The organism is Pantoea sp. M_10 (genome assembly GCF_008631515.1).
In the GTDB taxonomy this organism is placed as follows: domain Bacteria; phylum Pseudomonadota; class Gammaproteobacteria; order Enterobacterales; family Enterobacteriaceae; genus Pantoea; species Pantoea anthophila.
Genome location: NZ_VWUL01000001.1, coordinates 547142 through 569677, shown reverse-complemented (window position 1 = coordinate 569677; position 22536 = coordinate 547142). Strand labels below are relative to the sequence as shown.

Sequence of the window (22536 nt, the reverse complement as noted above, 5' to 3'; positions counted from 1 at the left end):
AAAAACTCCAGCTTCTGCCACATGACGGCCGGTCTCTTACTGAGGTAAATTGAAGACTATTAGCGAGGAGGCCCTCAACAATGAGGGCCTCCTCGGAGATTGTCAGGATGATTGCGCCAATTGCCGATGCAGGACCTGCAGACTAGTTCCCGCTCCAGCCCATGCAGTAGCCGAGCCGACCACATACAAGTTTTGCTTGGCGCGTGAGACGGCTACATTGATTATATTTGGCGGGCTTGCCGCCCACTGACGCGCCCTTTGCTGACTCGCTTTCGGCGCACCCAGCAACAGGATGACCGTGTCCGCTTCTCGACCCTGGAACGTGTGGATCGTGCCTATACGATCAGGGCACCACTCATCCAACTTCACGCCGAACGCCCGCAGCAGATTAGTTTCACTTTCGAGACGCCGACGCATGTTCTGCTCTACGATCTTGAATGGTGTAATGATAAATACGTCCGGATTTGTAATGCCCGATGCTGCCAGTTCTTTGAGCATTCGTACAACCGCTTCGCCCTCGTCGGGGCACCACTTTGTCTCAGCATTGCCATTGATATCCACCCAGCGAGATCTTCCTAATGCCGAGCCAATAGATCCTGGTCTTTTAGGCCCGACAGCATGGACCATCTGCCCGGCATAGGCGATGGAGTTAGAAACATCGAACATGGGGTTCTGGCAACGCCTGTGAACGAGCAGTGGCAGGCCGACTTCTCGATCACCTACATCCATGACAAAGGTGGATTTGAAGCGCGATGCCTGATCAGCAAGTGTCTGTGTAGATGCTGCGGGGGCAGACCATTCGTTCTGGTCAATGTCAAAGAACTTGCAGATTTCGGCGTTCAGCTTTTCAGGAAGTGAAACTACAGGTGGGATTTGCAACGGGTCACCTACCACGATGGAGCGCTTTGCCCGCATGATAGCTCCCACTGCTGCCTGAGGAACGGCCTGGCCCGCTTCATCTATCAGAAGCCAGCCTATGCTCTCTGGTGGCAGATCCCCGAACATCGTACGAACAGAGGCGAATGTCGTGGACACGGTCGGCACGACCATGAAAAGGCTCGACCAAAGGTCGGGGAGAAGTTCACGGTGAGCAGAAGACTGAAAGGCACCAGCTACCATGCCCGACATCAATAGCCCAAGATTGTGTTGCAAGCGGCTGGCCGAAGCATCGATGAACGTTTTATGCACAGTCAGGGCAGCGGCGAAAAGATCCTCCCGTAGGCGATGAACCTCATCGGGAAGCCATGGCGCAGTCAGGTGGATCGCCTCGTGATCACGCTCGAAGAATCTCTCATCAACGACCCTGTCTCCCATGCGGTTTCGTGCCTGTTCCTCGGTCGCCTTCAATTTCGAAACAGCCTGATATTTTCTGGAAATTTCCTGGTCGAGTTGCTGTAACTGGGCCTCAGTATTGCTCCATTTAGTCCTTGCAAGCTCCAGGGCTCCGTCTGTCTCCTGCGCCCGTAAGACTGATTGCTGCAAGGTCGCCGAGAGCTTCTGAAGAGTTGATCTCCACGACTTCCAAGCCGCAGTCGCGAACAAGCGGGAGAAGAAACCTGGACGGCAAGCAAGATGACTGTCGAGCATGATCTTGTCCTGCTCGATCTGCGATTTTGTCTTCTCATGCTCTCGTTGGCAGGATTCAGCAATCTGGTGTGCCTCTTCAACGGCTTCATTCAGACTCGGCCGACGCTGTTCAACCCTTTGAAGTTCGGTGGTCGCTTCCTTGAGCGCCAGGATATCCCGTCGCATCTCTTCGATACTGGCGATTTCGGCCTCTACCGTCTCCTTAAGTTTAAGGAAAACGGTTCGCGCTTTCCGCCAGGCCGCTAAAGCGTCCGCTTCGTTGGTGCTGGGCCGCTCATTGACAACCACGCTGGGCATCACACGATCAATGATTTCGCCAGTTCGTTCGTCCTTGATCTCACGCATGACATTTATGCCGCGAGCTGCTTTCAGGTAGGTAAGGAAACCACCGTCTTCATTCCACCAGAAACCTTGCTGGAACGCGCCTCGGTTGCTGCTTTTGCCGAGAGCAGCGGCGATCAGCCCCCAGGTTTCGACAGGGTCGGAGGGGATGTCCCCCTCGGCCTCGGCCTCGGCTTCGAAATAGCCTACGCGTTTGGGGTTCGCAATCAGGTCGCTGATGGACCGAAAATAGGCGATCTGTTCATGGCGACCATTGGCCTCCTTGAGAGGAAGCTCTTTACTGACGTTCTCGACCGCTTTGTTATTGGAGGACGCTACAACAATCTCATGGCCCCTCAAGGATGCATGTAGCTTGTAGAAGTGCAGGAAGGCATTGGAGCCGAATGCCAGCTTCTCGCCTGAGGTGGAAAATGCATCCTGCGGTTTGTTGAAGCCGCACATCGCCGTGGCCCGATCGAGAATGCACCCAACGACAATATCCCGCAGAAGAGTGGTCTTTCCGGTACCCGGTGGTCCGTTGACACCGATGATGCCTGAAGCATTATTCAGCTCAGCACGCGCCGCATTCACGGCAGCCTGCTGAAGCAATACCAATGGATGGCCGCCTTTCGAAGGCCAACGAGCCTGCGGCATGAGCGACGGTGCGACGAAAGGCTCAACTGCGGAAATGGGCGATAGCACGTCGATTTTCTGGTCAGGCCTGCCAATTCCCATGTAGCGGTGCAAACCGGTTCCGGCTTTGCCCGTCTCGAGCAATTTGGTTGCTTCACCGAGATCTTCAAGATAGAAGGAATTGAGTAACGAAGGTTCAGGCGGCGCTTTGGCCTTGAAATGATGAAACACCTTAATCGCGAATGTGGGTGGCTCAACCAAATGCTCGGGTACACCGAACTGAGACACAAGCCATCTATAAGCGTTAAGAACGACATCCAAATCGAGCGGTATGGGTTCTCCATCTTCGTTGTGGCGGCGAACTCTTCGATCCAGATGCTCAATAATGCGTGGCTCAACATTCGGCCAATTCCCTAAGCTCCCAAGCTTCAGATCGAGAGCCGGCTTGAGTGCCCAGGCAAAACTGGAAACAGCAACGCCCTTGTCCTCAAGCACATAGCCTTCTTTGTCGATCAGGATCGAACCGATGGCCGCTTTCTTACCGTCCGGGCGTGAACGCTCCTCATCCTCGCCAAAAACCTTGACCAGCTCGTCCGTCGCCTTATCGAGAGCGATGGAGCCGAGGACGACCTCGAAATAAAGCTTATAACTGGGCTTGCTGCGGGCGTTTGGTCCCCATGGAACACCTCGCTCCAATAGAGCAACCTTGGAGCGGTCGCCGGTTGCCATATCCTCTGGGCGTTTATAACTTTGAGGCGACAGTGCTTCGAGGGCTGTCCATGCTGCCAGTATTGCTCGCGCATCATTCGCCTTATCTGACGGAGAGAATGAGGGGAGTGGACCTGGATCGATTTGGTCTTTGTCGTATTGCTGTCGCATGGCAGCGTCTGGGATAGTCTTTGGTTGCAGTTGCTCTACATCTGCAGTCGCATTGTGGGGCATAGCTTGAAAAGATTGTGTGGGCGTCGAATCGGGATGACGTGTTGATGGGCTGGAAGCCGACGTGGCGACCACACTGCGGTCGTTAATTACAATTAGAGCTTGCTCGATTTTAGACGTCAGCGTCCGCGCCCTGGCAGTGTTGCGAAAGGTCAGTTCGCTCAACAGCTGTTCAAGTTCACGAACATTGTTGCGGGACTGTTCGAAGATTGCTTCCAGATCGAAGATAGATTTTTGCGCATACTGCCGTGTATTCATTTCTTTCTGCGGCTCCATATCCCTTCAGTTAAGAGATATTATGCTAATTAGCTTGATTTCTAAAACTATTAACTTTCGCTCATGACGTAGATCCAGATTTCGGTGGCATGCTCAACTGGCTGCTTACGTGAGAAGACGCACTCTGTGCAAATCAATATAATGCAGCTTGTTGGTATGACTTGATGGTTGAGGGATAGCCAAAGGCTATTACCTGTGAACGTGAGGTACAGTAATAAGTTTTTGGCATCTAGATAGATTTTTATTCGCGTGTCTATGAGCACATTGACTTCGTCTCTACGCATTAATGATATGCGACGTATTGCCCAAGCCCCCATACTTTTTGATCTCTTGTTAGCAAGTGGATTTCCTTATTCCCATTAGCTAAACTGTGCAGCTGGATTCCTCCCAGCGACTACGCGCAGAGCGAACCATGATCCGCAGAAAAAAACCATTTAATACACTTTCCCGCCGTCAGCGTCGCGCCCGTACACAACACGTTAAGAATCTGATCTACCGCGAGCGTCAGCGCTGCGGAGGACTGCATTATGATGATTGCGATTCTGAAAATGCCGAGGCCATTGCTGCAGGTTGGGTGTGGACCTGGAGCGATGTATTATTCCTGGGTAATTCTCCAGATCTGTACTGGAATGCGGAGATCATTACCATTGACGTAGCGCGTGCGGATATTGCGGAAAATCTGGTATTTGAAGAAGCTCATGCAATGTTGAACCAAAGCCAGCAGGAAGATGAAGCCCGCATGGATACAACGTCAAACTTCAATACTAATGGGAAGGTGATTAGCCATACGGTGATAGAACGTACGCGCGTTTCTTACCCTCAGTTCGATGGATTAACCTATTTCGAGTACATTGATAAACGCTTGGCCGAAGTCATGCGCGACAATCCGCCTATAGTTACTCATGGCTACCGCATTCAATATGGCTATCGTAGCGGCATTGGTTTGCAAATCATCGTGGAAGAGCCTGTGCTCACTCGCGAGATTATCGACAGTGCGATCCACTCATTTTTGGCTGGGGAAATGCCCCTGGTCCCCAAGGTTGACAAAATTATGAAGCAAACTCTTTTTAAGCAACCTGGCAATAAAAGCTGAAATGCACCCGATAAAATCTATGGCGGGCGAATGAACGTGTGAACATGAATTCGTCCCAGTAGTAGGCTCGGATCTCACAGGAATGAGTTCAGATATCAAGGCTGATACCTGATACTTTTGAACGCTACTTAAGTCCTTTTTTATTGCAATTTATCTTACTCCTTGCAGATATGGCGGATCGAATGGGAAAAGTTTTAAGTCGACGTCCAGACTTATATTGGCGATCCGCGGTCACTCCAGGAAGAATTTGACACCATTCGTGCGACTCAACTTGGGTTCATCTTGGTATGCGTGCAGCCAGTGATAAGCAGCAATGAAATCGATGCTCATCTCGCAGATTTCATGTCATTTAGTATCTCTTACGTGATGCAAAACGGTGCAACTAAAGCTCGTTAGTTAATGAGTAAATACTAATCATGGCAAAGGCGGAAAATCAGACAGATTATTTATCGGTTCAGTATCCGCTTATGGCACGGAACGGACAAGTTAACTGGGCTGAAGGTCTGCTTTGAGCCGGGAGTTCAATTGACGGATAGAACACACTTATTGAATCGCTCTGCGAGTCAATGGAAGAAAATAGTACTCATCCCTGTACTCATTTTTAACTGCGTTGTGACGAAATGATTCGAGACACTGTGAAATGAAAAATCCACGCAATTGCGTGGATTTAAAGTTTTTTCTGTTGCTCATGAGATTCCATAAAACCCCATGAAACAGCAGATTTTAATCAGACGTTAAACAGGAAGTTCATCACATCGCCATCTTTCACGATGTACTCTTTCCCTTCTGAACGCATCTTGCCAGCTTCTTTCGCACCCTGTTCACCCTTGCAGGCGATAAAGTCATCAAATGCGATGGTCTGCGCGCGGATAAAGCCTTTTTCGAAGTCGGTGTGAATTTTACCGGCGGCCTGTGGGGCAGTTGCGCCCACCGGGATAGTCCAGGCACGCACTTCTTTCACGCCTGCAGTGAAATAGGTCTGCAGATTCAGCAGGGCGTAACCGGCGCGGATCACGCGGTTCAGGCCCGGCTCTTCCAGTCCCAGCTCCGCCATGAACTCGTCACGCTCTTCATCTTCCAGCTCGGCGATATCAGATTCCACTGCGGCACACACCGGTACCACCACTGAACCTTCCGCTGCTGCGATAGCGCGAACCTGATCCAGATAGGGGTTGTTCTCAAAACCGTCTTCATTAACGTTAGCAATGTACATGGTCGGTTTCAGGGTCAGGAAGCTCAGATAGCGAATCGCCGCTTTCTCATCGGCATCCAGATTCAGAGAGCGCAGCATGCCCGCTTCAGAAAGGTGCGGCAGGCATTTTTCCAGCGCAGCCAGCTCGGCTTTCGCATCTTTGTCGCCGCCTTTGGCTTTCTTCTGCACACGCTGAATCGCACGCTCACAGGTATCAAGGTCAGAGAGTGCCAGCTCGGTGTTAATCACGTCGATATCTTCCGCCGGGTTTACTTTACCCGCGACGTGGATGATGTTGTCATTTTCAAAGCAGCGCACCACGTGACCGATCGCTTCGGTTTCACGGATGTTGGTCAGGAACTGGTTACCCAGGCCTTCACCCTTAGACGCGCCTTTCACCAGACCCGCGATATCGACGAATTCCATGGTAGTCGGCACCACGCGCTGCGGCTTAACAATCTCCGAGAGCTGGTCGAGACGCAGGTCAGGCATGGGCACCACGCCCGTGTTAGGCTCAATGGTGCAGAAGGGGAAGTTAGCCGCTTCGATACCCGCTTTGGTCAGCGCGTTAAACAGAGTGGATTTACCGACGTTCGGCAGGCCCACGATACCGCATTTGAATCCCATGGTTTGATACCCTTTATAACTGGATGGACAGTGCGCCCGATGGCGAGCTGTCGGAGAAGAATTGAAAATTCCGCGCATTATACACGGAATCGCGACGATTCGGGCGTTTAAGCAGGTTTGAAGGCGTGCAGCCGGTTCATGGCTTTGATGCGATCCTCTTTCAGCCACAGCTCAGTGCAGCGCGCCGCCTCATCAATGGCTTCATCAATCAGCTTCTGCTCGCTGACGGGCGGTTTACCCAGCACAAATCCGGTCACCTTATTGCGATCGCCGGGATGACCGATACCGATGCGCAGGCGGTGAAAATTGTTGTTGTTGCCCAGTTTGCTGATGATGTCTTTCAGACCATTATGGCCGCCGTGGCCGCCACCCTGCTTAAATTTCGCGACGCCGGGCGGTAAATCGAGTTCATCATGTGCCACCAGAATCTCTTCAGGCGCGATGCGATAAAAGGTCGCCATTGCCGCCACCGCTTTACCGCTCAGGTTCATAAAGGTGGTCGGCACCAGCAGGCGGACATCCTCTCCGGCTATCGCCATACGGGCGGTGTAGCCATAAAATTTGCCTTCCTCTTTCAGAGACTGACTGTGGCGTTCCGCCAGTAAATCCAGATACCAGGCACCCGCATTATGGCGCGTGGCGGCATATTCAGCGCCAGGGTTGGCCAGTCCCACAATCAGTTTAATGCTGCTCACAATGATTATCCTGCTGTTATCGCGAAAGGGCGTTAGTTTACTTCGCGACAGGCGAGATGACAAAGCAGAAGCAGTCAAATGATTCAGCAGCGTGATTAATCATTTTCTATCGGAATCAACAGTCTGCAATCAGGACCAGGCGAAGCTTTGTGGTTGATGTGTGATCCAGCCCGCATCGCGGGGCTGAGCCATTGCCTAAACTTATGACACTTAACATTGTGTGCGGTTATTGGCTCTTATGGATGGAGGTGCATTATGAAACATCATCACTGCCGTGTAGCGGGTAACACGCTAATGGTACTGGGATTAGTTACCATGGTTCTGGGCGTCGGTTTCTCTATTATGAACCAGCTGCCCGCGCTCGATCTGCCTCAGTCTCTGGCGCAGGGCGCTATCTTCAGCATCTTTATTGGTGCGCTGCTCTGGCTGGTGGGCGCCCGGGTCAGTGGCCGGGAAAAGATTGAAGATCGTTATTACTGGGTGCGTCACTATGACCAGCGCTGCCGCCGGTCACATAACTCACACCACTAAAGAATGGCAGCAGGCAGCGGATGCTGCGCGGTGCGGTTCCGGCCGCTGGCCTTGGCGTGGTAGAGCGCCGCATCCGCCTGCACCAGTAACGCTTCAAAACCCTGCTGATGATGTGTGGCCGTGGCAAAGCCAATGCTGACCGAATAGGCAATCGCATTATGTTGTGATGCACAGACCGCCAGCCGGATTGTCTCACACCACGCTTCTGTCTCCTGTGCCGTCGCCGGAATGATGGCCGCAAACTCCTCTCCGCCCAGTCGCGCAAAACGTCCCCCTGCCGGAATCAGTGCGCTCACCACCTCGCAAAAGTGGATCAGAATCTGGTCGCCCTGCTGATGTCCGTAGCGATCGTTGATGCTTTTGAAATGGTCCAGGTCAAACAGGATGGCGCTGAAGGGCCGGTTCTGGCGATGGCATCGCGCCGCAATGTTCTCTGCTTCGCTGAACAGGGCGCGGCGGTTCCAGACGCGGGTCAGCGGGTCGTGCAGGGAAGCATGTTTCAGGGTCTGCTGCATCCGTTCATTCACCATCGCCAGAATGGTGAAGGTGAGGCCAATAACAAACAGAATCGACTCCAGGATAACGTAAACCGAGAAAGCCGACCCGCCAATCGCGCCTGGCAGCCCGCTGGCAACGGCGCTATCCAGAAACAGCCGGGCCAGATGGAACAGCAGATGGATCCAGAGCAGCAGCTGGGCCGGCCAGAAGGTGGCTTTCAGCGTGTCACGAGCCAGCCAGACCAGCTGGATCAGGGCGGCGGTATAGGCGACGCAGGCAAGACAGAGCACCACTACCCGTTTCGGCAGGCTGTCGTAAAATGCCGGGAAACAGCAGAGCAGCGCCCAGAGCAGGGCACCCAGCAGCCAGTGGCTGCCGATGGGTTTGCCACAGAAGCGGCGAAAGGCATTCAGCAACCCGCCATAGGCCAGCATCACCAGCACGTTCCCGACGGCCACCGGCAGAAAATGGAAGCCGCTGCTGCGCAGGCTGCTTAAAAAGACCGCCACCAGCGTCAGGACCAGCGACAGCAGGGTAAATCCCAGCACGCGATCGTATTGCGATCCGACCCAGGCAAAAATCATGATCAGGCTTAAAAAGCCCAGCACATAAAGCTCGCAAATAAACAGGGTATAGATATCGAGAGTCATGATGGCCGGGTTCTGATGAGAAATGGGCAGCAAAGTACCATTTAACGGCAGCGGGCAGAAGCGGGAAACGAGGCCATTGATGAAAAGAGTGCGTGGCGTTGCAAACCGGGGCGAACGGGAAAATTTATCGCGCCAATCTCAGAAAAAGAAGAGAGTTAAGCGGGCAGAAACAGGCATAAAAAAACCGGGCACAGGGCCCGGTTTCCGCGAAGATTAATGCTCGAACATCGCCGAGATGGACTCTTCGTTACTGATGCGGCGAATGGCTTCAGCCAGCATGCCTGAGAGGGTCAGTGTGCGCACGTTCGGCAGCGCCCTGATCTCTTCAGAGAGAGGGATGGTGTCACAGACAATCACCTGATCGAGCACCGATTTACGCAGGTTTTCAACCGCGTTGCCGGAGAAGATTGGGTGGGTTGCATAAGCAAACACGCGTTTGGCACCACGCTCTTTCAGCGCTTCAGCCGCTTTGCACAGCGTGCCGCCGGTGTCGATCATGTCGTCGACCAGCACGCAGTCGCGGCCAGCAACGTCACCAATAATGTGCATCACCTGAGAGACGTTCGCGCGCGGGCGACGTTTATCGATGATAGCCATATCAGTGTCGTTCAGCAGTTTAGCGATAGCACGGGCACGTACTACGCCACCAATATCGGGAGAAACAACAATCGGGTTTTCCAGTCCGATCTGCATCATATCTTCCAGCAGGATCGGGCTGCCAAATACGTTATCAACCGGGACGTCGAAGAAGCCCTGGATCTGCTCGGCGTGCAGGTCAACCGTCAGAACACGGTCAACACCGACGCTGGAAAGGAAGTCAGCCACAACTTTAGCGGTGATCGGCACACGCGCAGAGCGCACGCGGCGATCCTGACGGGCATAGCCAAAGTAGGGGATGACTGCGGTAATACGACCAGCAGAAGCACGACGCAGCGCGTCGACCATCACAACCAGTTCCATCAGATTATCGTTGGTGGGGGCACAGGTGGACTGGATGATGAAAATATCACCACCGCGTACATTTTCGTTGATCTGTACGCTCACTTCACCATCGCTGAAACGTCCGACAGCGGCGTCTCCCAGACTGGTGTAAAGGCGGTTGGCAATACGTTGTGCTAGTTCCGGGGTGGCGTTACCAGCAAATAGCTTCATATCAGGCACGAGAAGAACCTCAGGCTTTGCGTCCAGAGAATGAACGACATGACCGTAACCGGCGTGCACGGTCATGGGCGTTCACACGGGTGTGTTGATGCAAAAGGTGCAGTGTCCGGAACGTGGTGACACTGTCACGCTTTTGCTAATCGCCTCGCAGGGTACGCTGTAGCGGCGACACGTTAACGCCCCGGGCTACAAATCCGCGCACCCCATTCGGGGCAAGCTCCAGCACCTGGCGGGCAGCAGACTCGGTGTCAAATTCAGCAAACACACAAGCGCCCGTGCCAGTCAGGCGTGACGGCGCGTATTCTAGCAGCCAGGAAACAAGCTCATCAACCTCGCGAAAACGTTTTCTTACCACTGCTTCACAATCGTTGGCGAAGGGGGAGGCTAAAAGTGTCGATAAACTGCGCGCTGGGGTGTCACGCGTCAGGTCGGGATCGCCGAACACCACCGGCGTGCTGATATGCACGCCAGGGTGCGCAACCAGGTACCATTTTTCAGCCGGGTCGGCAGGCTGAAGCTCTTCGCCCACGCCCTGCGCAAACGCCGCGAAGCCGTGGACAAACACCGGGACATCAGCACCGAGCGTCACACCCATCGCCGCCAGTTCTTCTGTCGAAAAGCCGGTCTGCCACAGATGATTCAGCGCCACCAGCACGGTAGCGGCATCAGACGAGCCGCCGCCGATGCCGCCCCCCATGGGCAGTCTCTTCTCGATAGCAATCTGCGCACCTGCGCTGGCAGAGAGGCGATTGCTCTGCAGCGCCGCCTGTTTCAGCAGGTTCGCGGCGCGCACAATCAGGTTGTCCTCGTCTGCCACACCCGCCAGCGGCGTCAGCAGCTGAATGCGACCGCTCTGGTCAGCGTGAATCTGCAGTTCGTCACCGTAATCGAGAAACTGAAACAGCGTCTGCAGGTTGTGGTAGCCGTCGGGACGACGGCCGGTAATGTAGAGAAAAAGATTCAGTTTTGCCGGGGCGGGCCAGTGGGTGATCATTGAAGGGTCCAGCTGTCCATGCGCAGTTTAATCCGCTGGTCACCCTCTTTCAGCTCCAGGCTGGAAGGAAGTGGCGGAGTCACTTTGCTGTCGTAACCGGCAATGGAGACCTGCCAGGTCTGACCGTCGCGGCTGTAGTTCAGGCTGCGCAGCTGATAGCTCTCGTTGAGCTGATAGTCGCTGGCATCGCCTGGCAGACCCATCATCCACTGACGCAGGTTAGCCAGCGGGATGTCCATGCCGGTTAACTGGGAAATCATCTTCTGTGCATCGTTGCTGACGTAACGCTTGCCCTTGTTATCGACAATCTGCACGACCGAGCCCTGCGCATCCAGCTGCAGCTCGGTGCTGCCCAGCGGATTGGTCAGCAGCAGGCGATAGCGGTCAGGCGCGGTCTGCTGCCAGTTGAAGCGGGCATACACTTTCTGTTTGTCGGAGAGGTAGGCAAAGGCGCCGCGGGTCTGATAGTGCGTGACCTTTGAGACCGCCTGCTGATGCTGTTGCCACTGCGGCGCGGTGACGCTGGGGCCCGGACCCTGCGGTTTGTTGACGCTACAGGCCGCCAGCAGCACGCTGGCAAGGGGCAAAAGGCGCAACAGATTGCGTGGTGAAGTAAGCATCAAGTGGTCATCTCCTCGGACACATTTATTATTGGCAACGGATAACGCTAACCGTCACGGTTTTAACCGTCAATGCTGTTATGCAGCAAATTGCGTATGATCGGGTTAATCTTATTACAGTCATAGCCTTTGTATGGCTTTTCTTGATCTGTCGCATCTTGTAGAATGCGCCTCACAAAACCCTGACATTATTGGGACATCCCAACCAAAATCACCATGACGCTGCTCGCTCTCGGAATCAACCACAAGACCGCCCCCATTGCTCTGCGCGAACGTGTTACGTTCGGGCCGGAGACGCTTGAGCAGGCCTTAAACAGCCTGTTGTCACAGCCAATGGTGCAGAGCGGTGTGGTGCTGTCCACCTGTAACCGGACTGAGCTCTACCTGAGTGTAGAGCAGCAGGCGGATTTACAGGCGCGTCTGGTGAGCTGGCTGTGCAATTATCATCAGCTGAATGAAGAGGATGTGCGTAACAGCCTCTACTGGCATCAGGATAATGAGGCGGTCAGCCACCTGATGCGGGTCGCCAGCGGACTCGATTCCCTGGTGCTGGGCGAACCCCAGATCCTCGGTCAGGTGAAAAAAGCGTTTGCCGACTCCTCACGTGGTCAGGCGCTGAGCAGTGAACTGGAGCGCATGTTCCAGAAAACCTTCTCGGTGGCGAAACGCGTGCGCACAGAAACCGACATCGGTGCCAATGCCGTCTCGGTGGCGTTCGCGGCCTGTACGCTGGCCCGTCAGATCTTTGAATCACTCTCCACCGTCAATGTCATGCTGGTCGGCGCCGGTGAGACTATCGAGCTGGTGGCCCGCCACCTGCGCGAACACCAGGTCAAAAATCTGATCATCGCCAACCGCACCCGCGAGCGCGCCGAAACGCTGGCGTCGGAAGTGGGTGCCGAGGTGATTACCCTGGCGGAGATCGACGCCCGTCTGGCCGAGGCGGACATTATTATCTCCTCCACCGCCAGTCCGTTACCGATTATCGGTAAGGGGATGATGGAGCGCGCCCTGAAAGCGCGTCGTAATAAGCCGATGCTGCTGGTGGATATTGCCGTCCCGCGCGACGTCGAGCCGGAAGTGGGCGATCTGCCTAACGCCTATCTCTACAGCGTGGACGATCTGCAGGCGATTATCGAGCAGAACCTGGCGCAGCGCAAAGCGGCGGCAGTGCAGGCCGAAAGCATCGTGGTGCAGGAAAGCAGCGAATTTATGGCGTGGCTGCGCTCGCAGGGCGCGGTGAACACCATCCGGGAATATCGCTCTCAGGCGGATGAGATCCGCGCTGAGCTGGAAGGCCGTGCGCTGCAGGCGCTGCAGCAGGGCACCGATCCGCAGAAAGTTCTGCAGGAACTGGCGCACAAGCTGACCAACCGTTTAATACATGCCCCAACCAAATCACTTCAGCAGGCCGCCCGCGACGGCGATAATGAACGCCTGCAGATTTTACGCGACAGCCTGGGTCTCGATTAGGCACACTGCTGTCGCCACCTGTTTACGGGAATCCCACATTTAATGAAGACCTCTATAGTTGCCAAGCTGGAAGCCCTGCAGGAGCGCCACGAAGAAGTGGAAGCGATGCTGGGGGATGCTGGCGTGATTGCCGATCAGGAGCGTTTCCGTGCGCTGTCACGCGAATATGCTCAGCTGACCGATGTAACCCGTTGCTTCCGCGACTGGCAGCAGGTGCAGGAAGATATCGAAACCGCGCAGCAGATGCTCGATGATCCCGAAATGCGCGACATGGCGCAGGAGGAGTTACAGGCAGCGCGCGAGAAGGGCGAAACTCTGGAGCAGCAGCTGCAGGTGCTGTTGCTGCCAAAAGATCCCGATGATGAACGCGCCTGTTTCGTTGAAGTGCGCGCCGGTACCGGCGGTGATGAAGCGGCGATCTTCGCGGGCGATCTGTTCCGCATGTACAGCCGCTATGCTGAAGGCCGCCGCTGGCGTGTGGAGATCGTCAGTGCCAACGACGGTGAGCACGGCGGATACAAAGAGGTGATTGCCCGGGTGACCGGAGAGGGTGCCTATGGCCGCATGAAATTTGAATCTGGCGGACACCGCGTGCAGCGCGTACCGGAAACGGAATCACAGGGTCGTATCCACACCTCGGCCTGTACGGTCGCCGTAATGCCGGAGATCCCGGAAGCGGAACTGCCGGAGATCAATGCCGGCGATCTGAAGATTGACACCTTCCGCTCATCGGGCGCAGGCGGTCAGCACGTCAACACCACCGACTCCGCGATCCGTATTACCCACCTGCCAACCGGCATCGTGGTGGAGTGTCAGGACGAACGTTCACAGCATAAAAACAAAGCCAAAGCGCTGGCCGTGCTGGGCGCGCGCATTCACGCCGCCGAAATGGCCCGCCGTCACGCGGCGGAAGCCAGCACCCGCCGCAACCTGCTGGGCAGTGGCGATCGTTCCGACCGCATCCGTACCTATAACTTCCCGCAGGGGCGCGTGACCGACCACCGCATCAACCTGACCATCTACCGTCTGGATGAAGTGATGGAAGGTAAAATCGACAGCCTGATCGAACCAATTGTGCAGGAGTACCAAGCGGATCAGCTGGCGGCGCTGGCTGGTCAGGATTAATGGATATTCGTCACTGGCTGAAACAGGCGACCGCCACGCTGTGTGGTGGCGACAGCCCGAAGCGTGACGCGGAGATCCTGCTAGGTTTCGTGACCGGTAAATCGCGCAGCTGGCTGATCGCCTTCGATGAGACCGTGCTCTCGGAAGCACAGCGCGCGCAGCTGGATAGCCTGCTGGCACGTCGTGCCCGGGGCGAACCGGTGGCGCATCTGGTGGGCGAACGGGAGTTCTGGTCGCTGCCGCTGCGCGTCAATGACGCCACGCTGATCCCGCGTCCTGATACTGAACTGCTGGTGGAGCAGGCGCTGACGCGTCTGCCTGCCACCCCGGCGGCGATTCTGGATATGGGCACCGGCACCGGGGCGATTGCACTGGCGCTGGCCAGCGAGCGTCCCGACTGTCAGGTGACGGGCGTGGACCGGATTGACGCCGCCGTCGCCCTGGCCCGCACGAATGCGCAGGCGCTTAACCTCACCAATACCACCTTTCTGCTCAGTCACTGGTTTCGCTCCCTGCCGCCGCAGCGGTTTGCGCTCATCGTCAGTAACCCGCCCTATATCGATGCCAGCGACAGTCATCTGGCGCAGGGCGACGTGCGCTTTGAGCCGCGCAGTGCGCTGGTCGCCGACGAAGCGGGGCTGGCCGATCTGCGCACGCTGATCGAGCAGGCCCCCGCGTGGCTGCTGCCGGGAGGCTGGCTGCTGCTGGAACATGGCTGGCAGCAGGGCGAGGCGGTGGCAGCGCTGATGCAGCAAAACGGCTATCAGGCCGTCGAAACCCTTGAAGATTACGGCGGCAACCCGCGCGTGACCCTGGGACAACTTCTTACCTGAAAGCGCTTGAGAAAAGGACGCAGCATGATCGCTTTTTATCCCCGGATTAAAAATCTTCACCTGGTGACGGTCTGGATCACCGTAACGCTGTTTCTGCTGCGTTTTTACTGGCTGCGGCGCGGCTCACCCCTGCTGACGCGGCGCTGGGTCCGCATTCTGCCGCACGTCAATGACACCCTGTTACTGCTGAGCGGCGTCGCGCTGGTGATGATTACTCACTTCTATCCCTTCACACCGCAAGGAAGCTGGCTGACGGAGAAGCTTTTAGCGGTTATCATCTACATCGCCTTAGGATTTGTGGCATTGAGTCGCCGTCCACGCACTGATCGCACCCGCTGGATCGCTTTTCTGGTGGCGTTAATCGCCCTGGTGACCATCATTACGCTGGCGCTGACCAAAATGCCGTTATGGGGATAGCATGACCTCGACCGAACAATTAGATTTCAGCCAGACACCGCTGTGTGAAGCGGTGATTGGCGCAACGCAAGCCATCCGCGCCGATTTTCCGGCGATCTCGGTGGAAGCGCAGCTGGCGGCGTTAGTCGCCGAAGCCCGTGATTATGTCAGCCACACGGAAGATGCCGATCTGCAGCTCGAAAAGCTGCTGGAGCTCTTCTATCGCCAGTGGGGATTTGGCGGTGCCAGCGGTGTCTACAATCTCTCTGATGCGCTGTGGATCGATAACGTTCTGCGGACCCGTCAGGGCACCGCGGTCTCACTGGGCATCATTCTGCTGCACATCGCGGCCGAGCTGGACCTGCCGCTGATGCCGGTGATCTTCCCGACACAGCTGATTCTGCGTGCGGACTGGATTGATGGCGACAAGTGGATGATCAATCCGTTTAACGGGGAAACCCTCGACCGGCACACGCTGGAAGTGTGGCTCAAGGGCAATATCAGCCCGACCGCACGCCTGTATGATGACGATCTCGACGAAGCCAAAACCGTCACCGTGATGCGCAAGATGCTCGATACCCTGAAAGCGGCGCTAATGGAAGAGAAGAAGATGGAGCTGGCGCTGAACGTCAGTCAGGTGTTGCTGCGTATCGACCCTGACGATCCCTATGAGATCCGCGATCGCGGTCTGATTTACGCGCAGCTGGAGTGCGAACATATCGCGCTGAATGATTTAACGTACTTCGTTGAGCAGTGTCCTGAAGACCCGGTCAGCGAAATGATCAAAGTTCAGATTCATGCAATCGAACAAAAACAGGTCACGCTGCACTAAGCGGACCCACTGAAAAGGAAAGGGCATGACACAGAAAGTCGTGAGTATTGGTGATATCAAAGTAGCAAACGATCTGCCGTTTGTGCTGTTTGGCGGGATGAACGTGCTGGAGTCCCGTGACCTGGCGATGCGTATCTGCGAACACTACGTGAACGTCACCGGTAAGCTGGGTATTCCTTACGTATTCAAGGCGTCCTTTGATAAAGCAAACCGTTCCTCGATTCACTCTTACCGTGGCCCGGGCCTGGAAGAGGGAATGAAGATTTTCCAGGAGCTGAAGCAGACGTTCGGTGTGAAGATCATCACCGATGTCCATGAAGCCGCTCAGGCGCAGCCGGTTTCTGAAGTGGTCGATGTGATCCAGCTGCCCGCCTTCCTGGCGCGTCAGACGGATCTGGTGGAAGCGATGGCGAAAACCGGTGCCGTGATCAACGTCAAGAAGCCGCAGTTCGTCAGCCCTGGCCAGATGGGTAACATCGTGGATAAGTTTGCAGAAGGCGGCAACGAGCAGGTTATCCTGTGCGATCGCGGCAGCAACTTCGGTTACGACAACCTGGTTGTGGACATGCTCGGTTTCAACGTGATGAAGAAAGTGACCCGAAACAGCCCGGTCATTTTCGACGTGACCCATGCGCTGCAGACCCGCGATCCGTTTGGTGCGGCATCAGGCGGTCGTCGTGCCCAGGTGGGTGAGCTGGCACGTGCGGGTATGGCGGTCGGCATTGCCGGTCTGTTTATCGAAGCGCATCCGGACCCGGACCACGCCCTGTGTGACGGTCCTTCCGCACTGCCGCTGGATAAGCTGGAGCCATTCCTGGTGCAGATGAAAGCGATTGACGATCTGGTGAAAAGCTTCCCGGAACTCGATACCAGCAAATAAGTCTGCGATATAAAAAAAGAGCGAGAAATCGCTCTTTTTTTTCGCCTGACGTCCGGTGCCGTTACAGCATGATGGTCATCAGATAGCCGATAAACAGGGCCAGATGCGCCGCGCCGTTCAGGACATTGGTGCGGCCGGTGGAGAAGGAGATCTGACACAGGATCAGGGACGCCATCATAATCACCATCTGCGGCGGCTCCAGACCAAAAATCAGCTCCTGTCCGGTCAGGGTGGCGATGATGGTCACCGCCGGCACCGTCAGGGAGATGGTCGCCAGCACGGAACCAAAGAAGAGGTTCATGGCGCGCTGCACCTGATTCATCAGCACCGCCTTAATCGCGCCCAGGCCTTCCGGCGAGAGGATCAGCAGGGCCACCAGGAAACCGGTGAACTGCGCCGGAGCATTCATCTCGGTCAGCAGATTTTCCAGCGTATTCGCGTTCATCTTGGTCACGGCAATCACCGCAATCAGATGCACGATCAGCCAGACGGTGTGCCAGATGCTGCTGTGCGCCGAGGGTTTACCGTGATGCGGGTCACCATCGTCACTCTCATCCTCATGCTCATAGACGAACAGGCTCTGGTGGGTTTTCGTCTGAATCAGCAGGAAAACGCCATACATCGCCGCTGAAATAGCCGCAATCAGCAGTGCCTGGGTGACAGAGAAATTCCCGCCGGGCAGCGCGTTGGGGAAGACCAGCACCAGAATCGCCAGCGGGAATATCGCGATCAGATACTGTTTCACACCGGCCAGATTAACGTACTGAGTCGCAAACTTATTGCCTCCCAGCAGCAGCGCAAAGCCCACCAGCCCGCCGGTCACAATCATGACAATCGAATAGAGCGTATCGCGCATCAGCCCCGGCGCCGCATCGCCCGTGGCCATCAGCGCCGAGATCAGGCTCACTTCGAGAATCACCACGGAGAGACTCAGGATCAGGGAACCATAGGGTTCACCAAGCCGGTGAGCCAGCACGTCGGCGTGACGCACCACGCTGAACGCGCTGCTCAGGATGGCGACCAGCGCCAGCAGGTTAATCCCGACGACCACCGGAAAAGAGGTCTGCGCACCAAAAAAATAGAGGATACCCAGCGTGATAATGGGAAATATCAGCGAGAATTCCTTGTGACGTGTTTTTTCATGTGAAGGCATTCACCATCCTCTCTGGTTAATGATTGTCCGACGCAGCGCGAACTGCTGTTAGAAATATAATCAGTTTTGCAGCAGGGCGCAGTTTATCTTTTCACCGGCCCGACAGGGAAAAATTTACTGCTTTTTACTAAAATGCAATAAACGATTGAAGCTGCATTAACCTGAAGTTATCCCGAATAATCTAATAATAATCAGTCTGCAACATTCCCGATCAGCCAGACCATCCTGGCATTCTGTGCCTGAAAATCCGCAGTTAATTTGCCTTTGTTGCGCCTGTAGGCGGTTTTCAGACTGAAACAGGGATAAGTGACGATTTGAAATTTTGCGCAGTTGCGCCAGGCTTAACAGGAATCCGTCAACAGAGGAGCCGTTATGCCTTACGCCAGCCGAAGTGATTTACCTGACAACGTTAAACACGTTCTGCCCGCCCACGCCCAGGATATCTATCAGCAGGCGTTCAACAGCGCCTGGGATCAGTATAAAGAGGCGGAAGATCGACGCGGCGATGATTCGCGGGAAGAGGTGGCACATAAAGTGGCCTGGGCCGCCGTCAAAAAAGAGTATGAAAAAGGCGATGACGACAAGTGGCATCCGAAGCATTAACCCTGCTGCTTCTCCGCACCGCCTGAGGGCCGGCATCAGCTGGCCCTTTTTTTCGTCTGCGCTATCAGGTTTATCTGGTTTTTTTTAAGCTGCGACCCGCCTCACGCTTGAAACCCCGCGCGAAAATAGATTAATGTCAATTTCATGACCGAAACGCCAGAAGCCTCTGGCGATCAGGTGACAGGAGCTGGTGCGCAGGACGCCGTTGATGTTGAGGAGGTCGCATTGCTTACCCGGGAATTTCTGTTAAAAGCGGATTGTAAAACGTCGTTCGGGGATATCGAAGAGACGCTGCTCTGGAGTTGCGAGCAGCGTGCGGCGTCGCTGGCCGCCACGCTGGCCTGCCGTCCCGATCACAGCCCGGTCTGGATTTTTGGCTATGGCTCGCTGATGTGGAACCCGATCTTTGAGGCGGATGAGGTCGCGTCCGGTTCGCTGGAAGGCTGGCATCGCGCGTTCTGTCTGCGACTGATTGCCGGTCGCGGCACCGCTTCCCATCCCGGCCGCATGCTGGCGCTGAAGCAGGGCGGCAGAACCAGCGGCCTGGCCTTTCGCCTGCCGGAAGCGCGCCTGCATGAAGAGCTGACGCTGCTGTGGAAGCGTGAGATGGTCACCGGCTGCTACCTGCCTACCTGGTGTGAGCTCCAGCTGGATGATGGCCGCAGCGTCACGGCGCTGACCTTTATTATGGACCCGCGTCATCCTTTGTATGAGTCGGACTCCTGTCCGGATGCGGTTGCGCCGTTAATTGCCGTGGCCAGCGGCCCGCTCGGCTCGAATGCACAGTATCTGTTTGCTCTGGAGGAGGAGCTGACCCGCCGCGGCATGGAGGAAGAGGGGCTGAGCCGACTGGCCCATCAGGTGCGGACATTACAGCAAGCCTGTCTGAAACAGGCCTGACACGCCGCTTTCCGCTTTGCTTCTTAACAAAGAAAGGGCGCATCCTCGTGCGCCCTTTCTCTTTTCTGCTGCAAGCCCGCGAAACTCAGTTACCCGGATTAATCAGCCAGGTGCCGGGCTTATCAATGGTCAGGGACTGAGAGTGGGTCACGCTGCCATTGTGAATATCGATTTTATACTGACCCGCCGCCAGGTTCAGCGCGGCAAAGCCACTGCTGCCGGGTTTGACCTCCACCGGCTGGCCGTTAAGCACCACGCTTTCGCCGCTCTCCAGCTTAAGGTAGACGGTTGCCAGCGCGGCGGGAACGGCGGCCGCTGACGGCGCAGAGGCGGGCGCCTGCGTGACGACCGCTGAGGAGTCTGCCGCTTCCGGCGCGGCGCTGTGACGGTTCGCCAGCCAGACGGCGGCCCCGGTCGCCAGCACCGCCACCGCAGCCAGTGCCAGCAGGGCGGGCGACAGCCGGCGCGTCGTGCGCGGCGTCACCGGTTCAGCCGACGCCGCGGCGTGATTCATGGCCATCACCACCGGCGGCGCGGCCTCGACCGGCTCCTCCACCCGCGCAGCAGGCGGTTCACCGGGAACCGGGAAGCTGTTGACCACGGCTTCCACATCGCTGACCGGCAGATCAATCAGCGCCGCAAAGGCATCAATCGTCTGCGGGCGATCGCCCGGCTTCATCGCCAGCGCGCAGTCAATCGCATGGAGCAGCGGCAGAGAGTAGCCCTCCGGCTGACGTTCCACCAGCGGCTGATAGTTATCCTCAATACAGCGCACCACGCTGACCGGCGGCGGATTATGGGTAATCAGGCTGTGCAGCACCGCGCCCAGCGCGTAGATGTCGGTCCACGGGCCCTGTTCAACTTCCCCCTCTTCGCTGTACTGCTCAATCGGCGCAAAACCGGGTTTGAGCATGATTTCCGTTTCATCAGAGAGGTTGCCAATCTCTTTGCGCGCCGAGCCGAAATCGAGCAGCACCGGTAGCTGATTCTCCTGAATCTGGATATTGTCGAGCGAGATATCGCGATGCAGATAGCCCGCCTGATGAATGGTGCTGATCGCCCCCAGCAGCGGAGGCAGCAGGCGGCGTATCCAGGCTTCAGAGATCGACTCCGGGCTGGTGAGCTGCCACTCCTTCAGGGTCATGCCGCTGTAATAGAGCGTGCCCATATAGGCCGTGCCGTTCTGCTCCCAGAAGCGCAGCACGTGCAGCAGGCCCGGATGGTTAAAGCGGGCCAGCAGGCGCGCTTCCTGAATAAAGCTGTTCAGACCGGCATTAAAGAGCTTCTGAAAACGCTCACCGCGCAATTCCAGGGTGAGATCCGCAGCACGGACGGCCAGCGACACCGGCATATACTCTTTAATGGCGATGGTGCGTTCAAGCTGATGATCCCAGGCGCGATAGACGATGCCGAAGCCGCCGCCGCCAATCACTTCCTTGATCTCAAACTCGTTAAAACGGTATCCGTCAGGCAGGGCATTCGGAATGGTTTTCGGATTTTCATTTGCCGACATAGTGAACTCTCTGTACACGGCCTGCTCGCCAGGCTGCGCGGTAATTAATTGATGTTACGCCAGGCACCAATGGCAGGATCAACCAGATCCGCGTGCAGGGTGTCGATGAGTAACACATTCACTTTTTGCTGTGGCATGAAATAGGGCGCCCACTGGCTGCGCAAGGTATCGACCCGCGATTTCACAGCGTCAGCACTCTGCTGCGCAGCATTCTTATCCATTTTGATTAACAGGGCCCCGTTGAAGCGCCAGACGTGATGCTGGTCATCAAAGGGCAGCACCAGCCAGCTCTCTGCGGCATCCGCCCGGGTCACGATCATGCGCTGATTATTGGCGGCAATCACTTCCAGCCGGCTGTCCGGGATCGTCAGGTTGGCGATGGGATAGCCCTGATAGAAGGTGACGGCGACCGGCGTCTTCTGATCCGGTGTAACCAGCGTCATCTCACTTTTGCCTTCTGCCCAGCCATCCGGCGAGCACTGCTGCTTGCTGACGTCCGGGATAAACAGGGTGTGAGCATGTTCATCCCAGGCGGTACGAAAATGACAGCCGCTGGGCAGATCAAAGTGTTGCAGCGGCGTGCTGTCAGCCGGCCGCGACAGGTCCAGCGGCGCGGCGTTGCTCTCACTGGCGCTGGCGGTGGCATCAGCCATCACGATAGGCCGCCAGTTCTGCAGCTTGCTGGCGCTGCCGCTGGCCAGCACGCTTCCCTCTTTACTGGTCATCTGCCAGGGCAGCACATCCAGCAGGCCGCACTGGTTGGCGAGCAGGGTGCCGACGCGCGGCAAAAAGGTGGTCAGCACCGCCGAATCCTTACTCTTGCCAGAGACGATGCGCAGCGGCAGCGTCTCTTTACACCAGTCGTCAGGCGCTTTGCTGACCACATCATCGATATAAACCTCCAGCTCCAGGCTGGGGGAGTAGACCACACGATAATTTTCAGCCTGGGCGTGAAAGGCAATCAGCAGAGTGATGATGCCGGGCAACCACAGTTTCATAAGGATCCTTGGA

Annotated in this window: 20 protein-coding genes; 10 read left to right on the top strand and 10 right to left on the bottom strand. The window is 56.1% G+C overall.

What is annotated here, in order from left to right:
• Positions 1 to 102 precede the first annotated feature (102 nt).
• Positions 103 to 3738 (bottom strand): ATP-binding protein, encoded by a 3636-nt coding sequence (locus F3I47_RS02720; protein ID WP_150030064.1) that lies wholly within the window; start codon positions 3736 to 3738, stop codon positions 103 to 105.
• 430 nt (positions 3739 to 4168) lie between these two features.
• Here F3I47_RS02720 and F3I47_RS02715 point away from each other — a divergent pair, with 430 nt between their 5' ends.
• Positions 4169 to 4849 carry a hypothetical protein gene (locus F3I47_RS02715; protein WP_150030021.1) on the top strand — a complete coding sequence of 227 codons (681 nt, stop codon included), beginning with the start codon at positions 4169 to 4171 and terminating at the stop codon, positions 4847 to 4849.
• A gap of 727 nt (positions 4850 to 5576) precedes the next feature.
• Here the strand turns inward: F3I47_RS02715 and ychF are convergent.
• Positions 5577 to 6668, bottom strand: a complete 1092-nt coding sequence (ychF, locus tag F3I47_RS02710) for a redox-regulated ATPase YchF (protein ID WP_046101684.1) — start codon at positions 6666 to 6668, stop codon at positions 5577 to 5579.
• Between the two features lie 107 nt (positions 6669 to 6775).
• A complete protein-coding gene (gene pth / locus F3I47_RS02705) occupies positions 6776 to 7363 on the bottom strand; it encodes an aminoacyl-tRNA hydrolase (protein WP_150030020.1) in 588 nt (195 codons plus the stop codon).
• Between the two features lie 255 nt (positions 7364 to 7618).
• On the opposite strand from pth, the gene ychH reads away from it, so the two are divergent.
• Positions 7619 to 7894 carry a stress-induced protein YchH gene (gene ychH / locus F3I47_RS02700; protein ID WP_009090642.1) on the top strand — a complete coding sequence of 92 codons (276 nt, stop codon included), beginning with the start codon at positions 7619 to 7621 and terminating at the stop codon, positions 7892 to 7894.
• Here ychH and F3I47_RS02695 read toward each other — a convergent pair.
• The 4 genes from F3I47_RS02695 to lolB all read right to left on the bottom strand — a co-directional run bounded on the left by F3I47_RS02695 (position 7891) and on the right by lolB (position 11817).
• The gene (locus F3I47_RS02695; RefSeq protein WP_150030019.1) at positions 7891 to 9042 is read right to left on the bottom strand and encodes a GGDEF domain-containing protein; all 1152 of its coding nucleotides are present in this window, start codon (positions 9040 to 9042) and stop codon (positions 7891 to 7893) included. The two genes, ychH and F3I47_RS02695, sit on opposite strands and share 4 nt — an antisense overlap.
• Positions 9043 to 9255: 213 nt before the next feature.
• The gene (prs, locus tag F3I47_RS02690; RefSeq protein WP_009090638.1) at positions 9256 to 10203 is read right to left on the bottom strand and encodes a ribose-phosphate diphosphokinase; all 948 of its coding nucleotides are present in this window, start codon (positions 10201 to 10203) and stop codon (positions 9256 to 9258) included.
• Positions 10204 to 10339: 136 nt separating this feature from the next.
• On the bottom strand, positions 10340 to 11197 hold the full coding sequence (ispE, locus tag F3I47_RS02685; RefSeq protein WP_009090636.1) for a 4-(cytidine 5'-diphospho)-2-C-methyl-D-erythritol kinase: 858 nt from the start codon (positions 11195 to 11197) through the stop codon (positions 10340 to 10342).
• Positions 11194 to 11817: a lipoprotein insertase outer membrane protein LolB gene (lolB, locus tag F3I47_RS02680; protein ID WP_150030018.1), complete on the bottom strand. Its 624-nt coding sequence runs from the start codon at positions 11815 to 11817 to the stop codon at positions 11194 to 11196. Before lolB ends, ispE begins: the two co-directional genes overlap by 4 nt.
• A 216-nt stretch (positions 11818 to 12033) precedes the next feature.
• Here lolB and hemA point away from each other — a divergent pair, with 216 nt between their 5' ends.
• The 6 genes from hemA to kdsA are packed head-to-tail and all read left to right on the top strand — an operon-like array spanning position 12034 to position 17356.
• Positions 12034 to 13290 (top strand): glutamyl-tRNA reductase, encoded by a 1257-nt coding sequence (hemA, locus tag F3I47_RS02675; RefSeq protein ID WP_009090632.1) that lies wholly within the window; start codon positions 12034 to 12036, stop codon positions 13288 to 13290.
• A gap of 42 nt (positions 13291 to 13332) precedes the next feature.
• The gene (gene prfA / locus F3I47_RS02670) at positions 13333 to 14415 is read left to right on the top strand and encodes a peptide chain release factor 1 (protein ID WP_009090629.1); all 1083 of its coding nucleotides are present in this window, start codon (positions 13333 to 13335) and stop codon (positions 14413 to 14415) included.
• Positions 14415 to 15248: a peptide chain release factor N(5)-glutamine methyltransferase gene (gene prmC / locus F3I47_RS02665; protein ID WP_150030017.1), complete on the top strand. Its 834-nt coding sequence runs from the start codon at positions 14415 to 14417 to the stop codon at positions 15246 to 15248. Before prfA ends, prmC begins: the two co-directional genes overlap by 1 nt.
• 24 nt (positions 15249 to 15272) lie before the next feature.
• Positions 15273 to 15665, top strand: coding sequence for a SirB2 family protein (locus F3I47_RS02660; RefSeq protein ID WP_150030016.1), 393 nt, complete (start codon positions 15273 to 15275; stop codon positions 15663 to 15665).
• 1 nt (position 15666) lies between these two features.
• Positions 15667 to 16476 (top strand): invasion regulator SirB1, encoded by an 810-nt coding sequence (sirB1, locus tag F3I47_RS02655; protein ID WP_009090623.1) that lies wholly within the window; start codon positions 15667 to 15669, stop codon positions 16474 to 16476.
• A 25-nt stretch (positions 16477 to 16501) separates the two neighbouring features.
• Complete coding sequence (gene kdsA / locus F3I47_RS02650; protein ID WP_009090621.1) at positions 16502 to 17356, top strand: 3-deoxy-8-phosphooctulonate synthase; 855 nt, start codon at positions 16502 to 16504, stop codon at positions 17354 to 17356.
• A gap of 61 nt (positions 17357 to 17417) precedes the next feature.
• Here the strand turns inward: kdsA and chaA are convergent, their stop codons facing one another.
• On the bottom strand, positions 17418 to 18509 hold the full coding sequence (gene chaA / locus F3I47_RS02645; protein ID WP_150030015.1) for a sodium-potassium/proton antiporter ChaA: 1092 nt from the start codon (positions 18507 to 18509) through the stop codon (positions 17418 to 17420).
• A gap of 372 nt (positions 18510 to 18881) precedes the next feature.
• Between chaA and chaB the strand changes: the two genes are divergently transcribed.
• Complete coding sequence (gene chaB / locus F3I47_RS02640; protein WP_150030014.1) at positions 18882 to 19112, top strand: putative cation transport regulator ChaB; 231 nt, start codon at positions 18882 to 18884, stop codon at positions 19110 to 19112.
• Between the two features lie 225 nt (positions 19113 to 19337).
• Positions 19338 to 20012 carry a gamma-glutamylcyclotransferase gene (locus F3I47_RS02635; protein ID WP_162836536.1) on the top strand — a complete coding sequence of 225 codons (675 nt, stop codon included), beginning with the start codon at positions 19338 to 19340 and terminating at the stop codon, positions 20010 to 20012.
• A gap of 85 nt (positions 20013 to 20097) precedes the next feature.
• Here F3I47_RS02635 and F3I47_RS02630 read toward each other — a convergent pair whose 3' ends face one another.
• A complete protein-coding gene (locus F3I47_RS02630) occupies positions 20098 to 21525 on the bottom strand; it encodes a serine/threonine-protein kinase (protein WP_046101692.1) in 1428 nt (475 codons plus the stop codon).
• A gap of 44 nt (positions 21526 to 21569) precedes the next feature.
• Entirely contained in the window at positions 21570 to 22523 is a 954-nt protein-coding gene (locus F3I47_RS02625) for a hypothetical protein (protein WP_009090613.1), read from the bottom strand.
• Positions 22524 to 22536 lie beyond the last annotated feature (13 nt).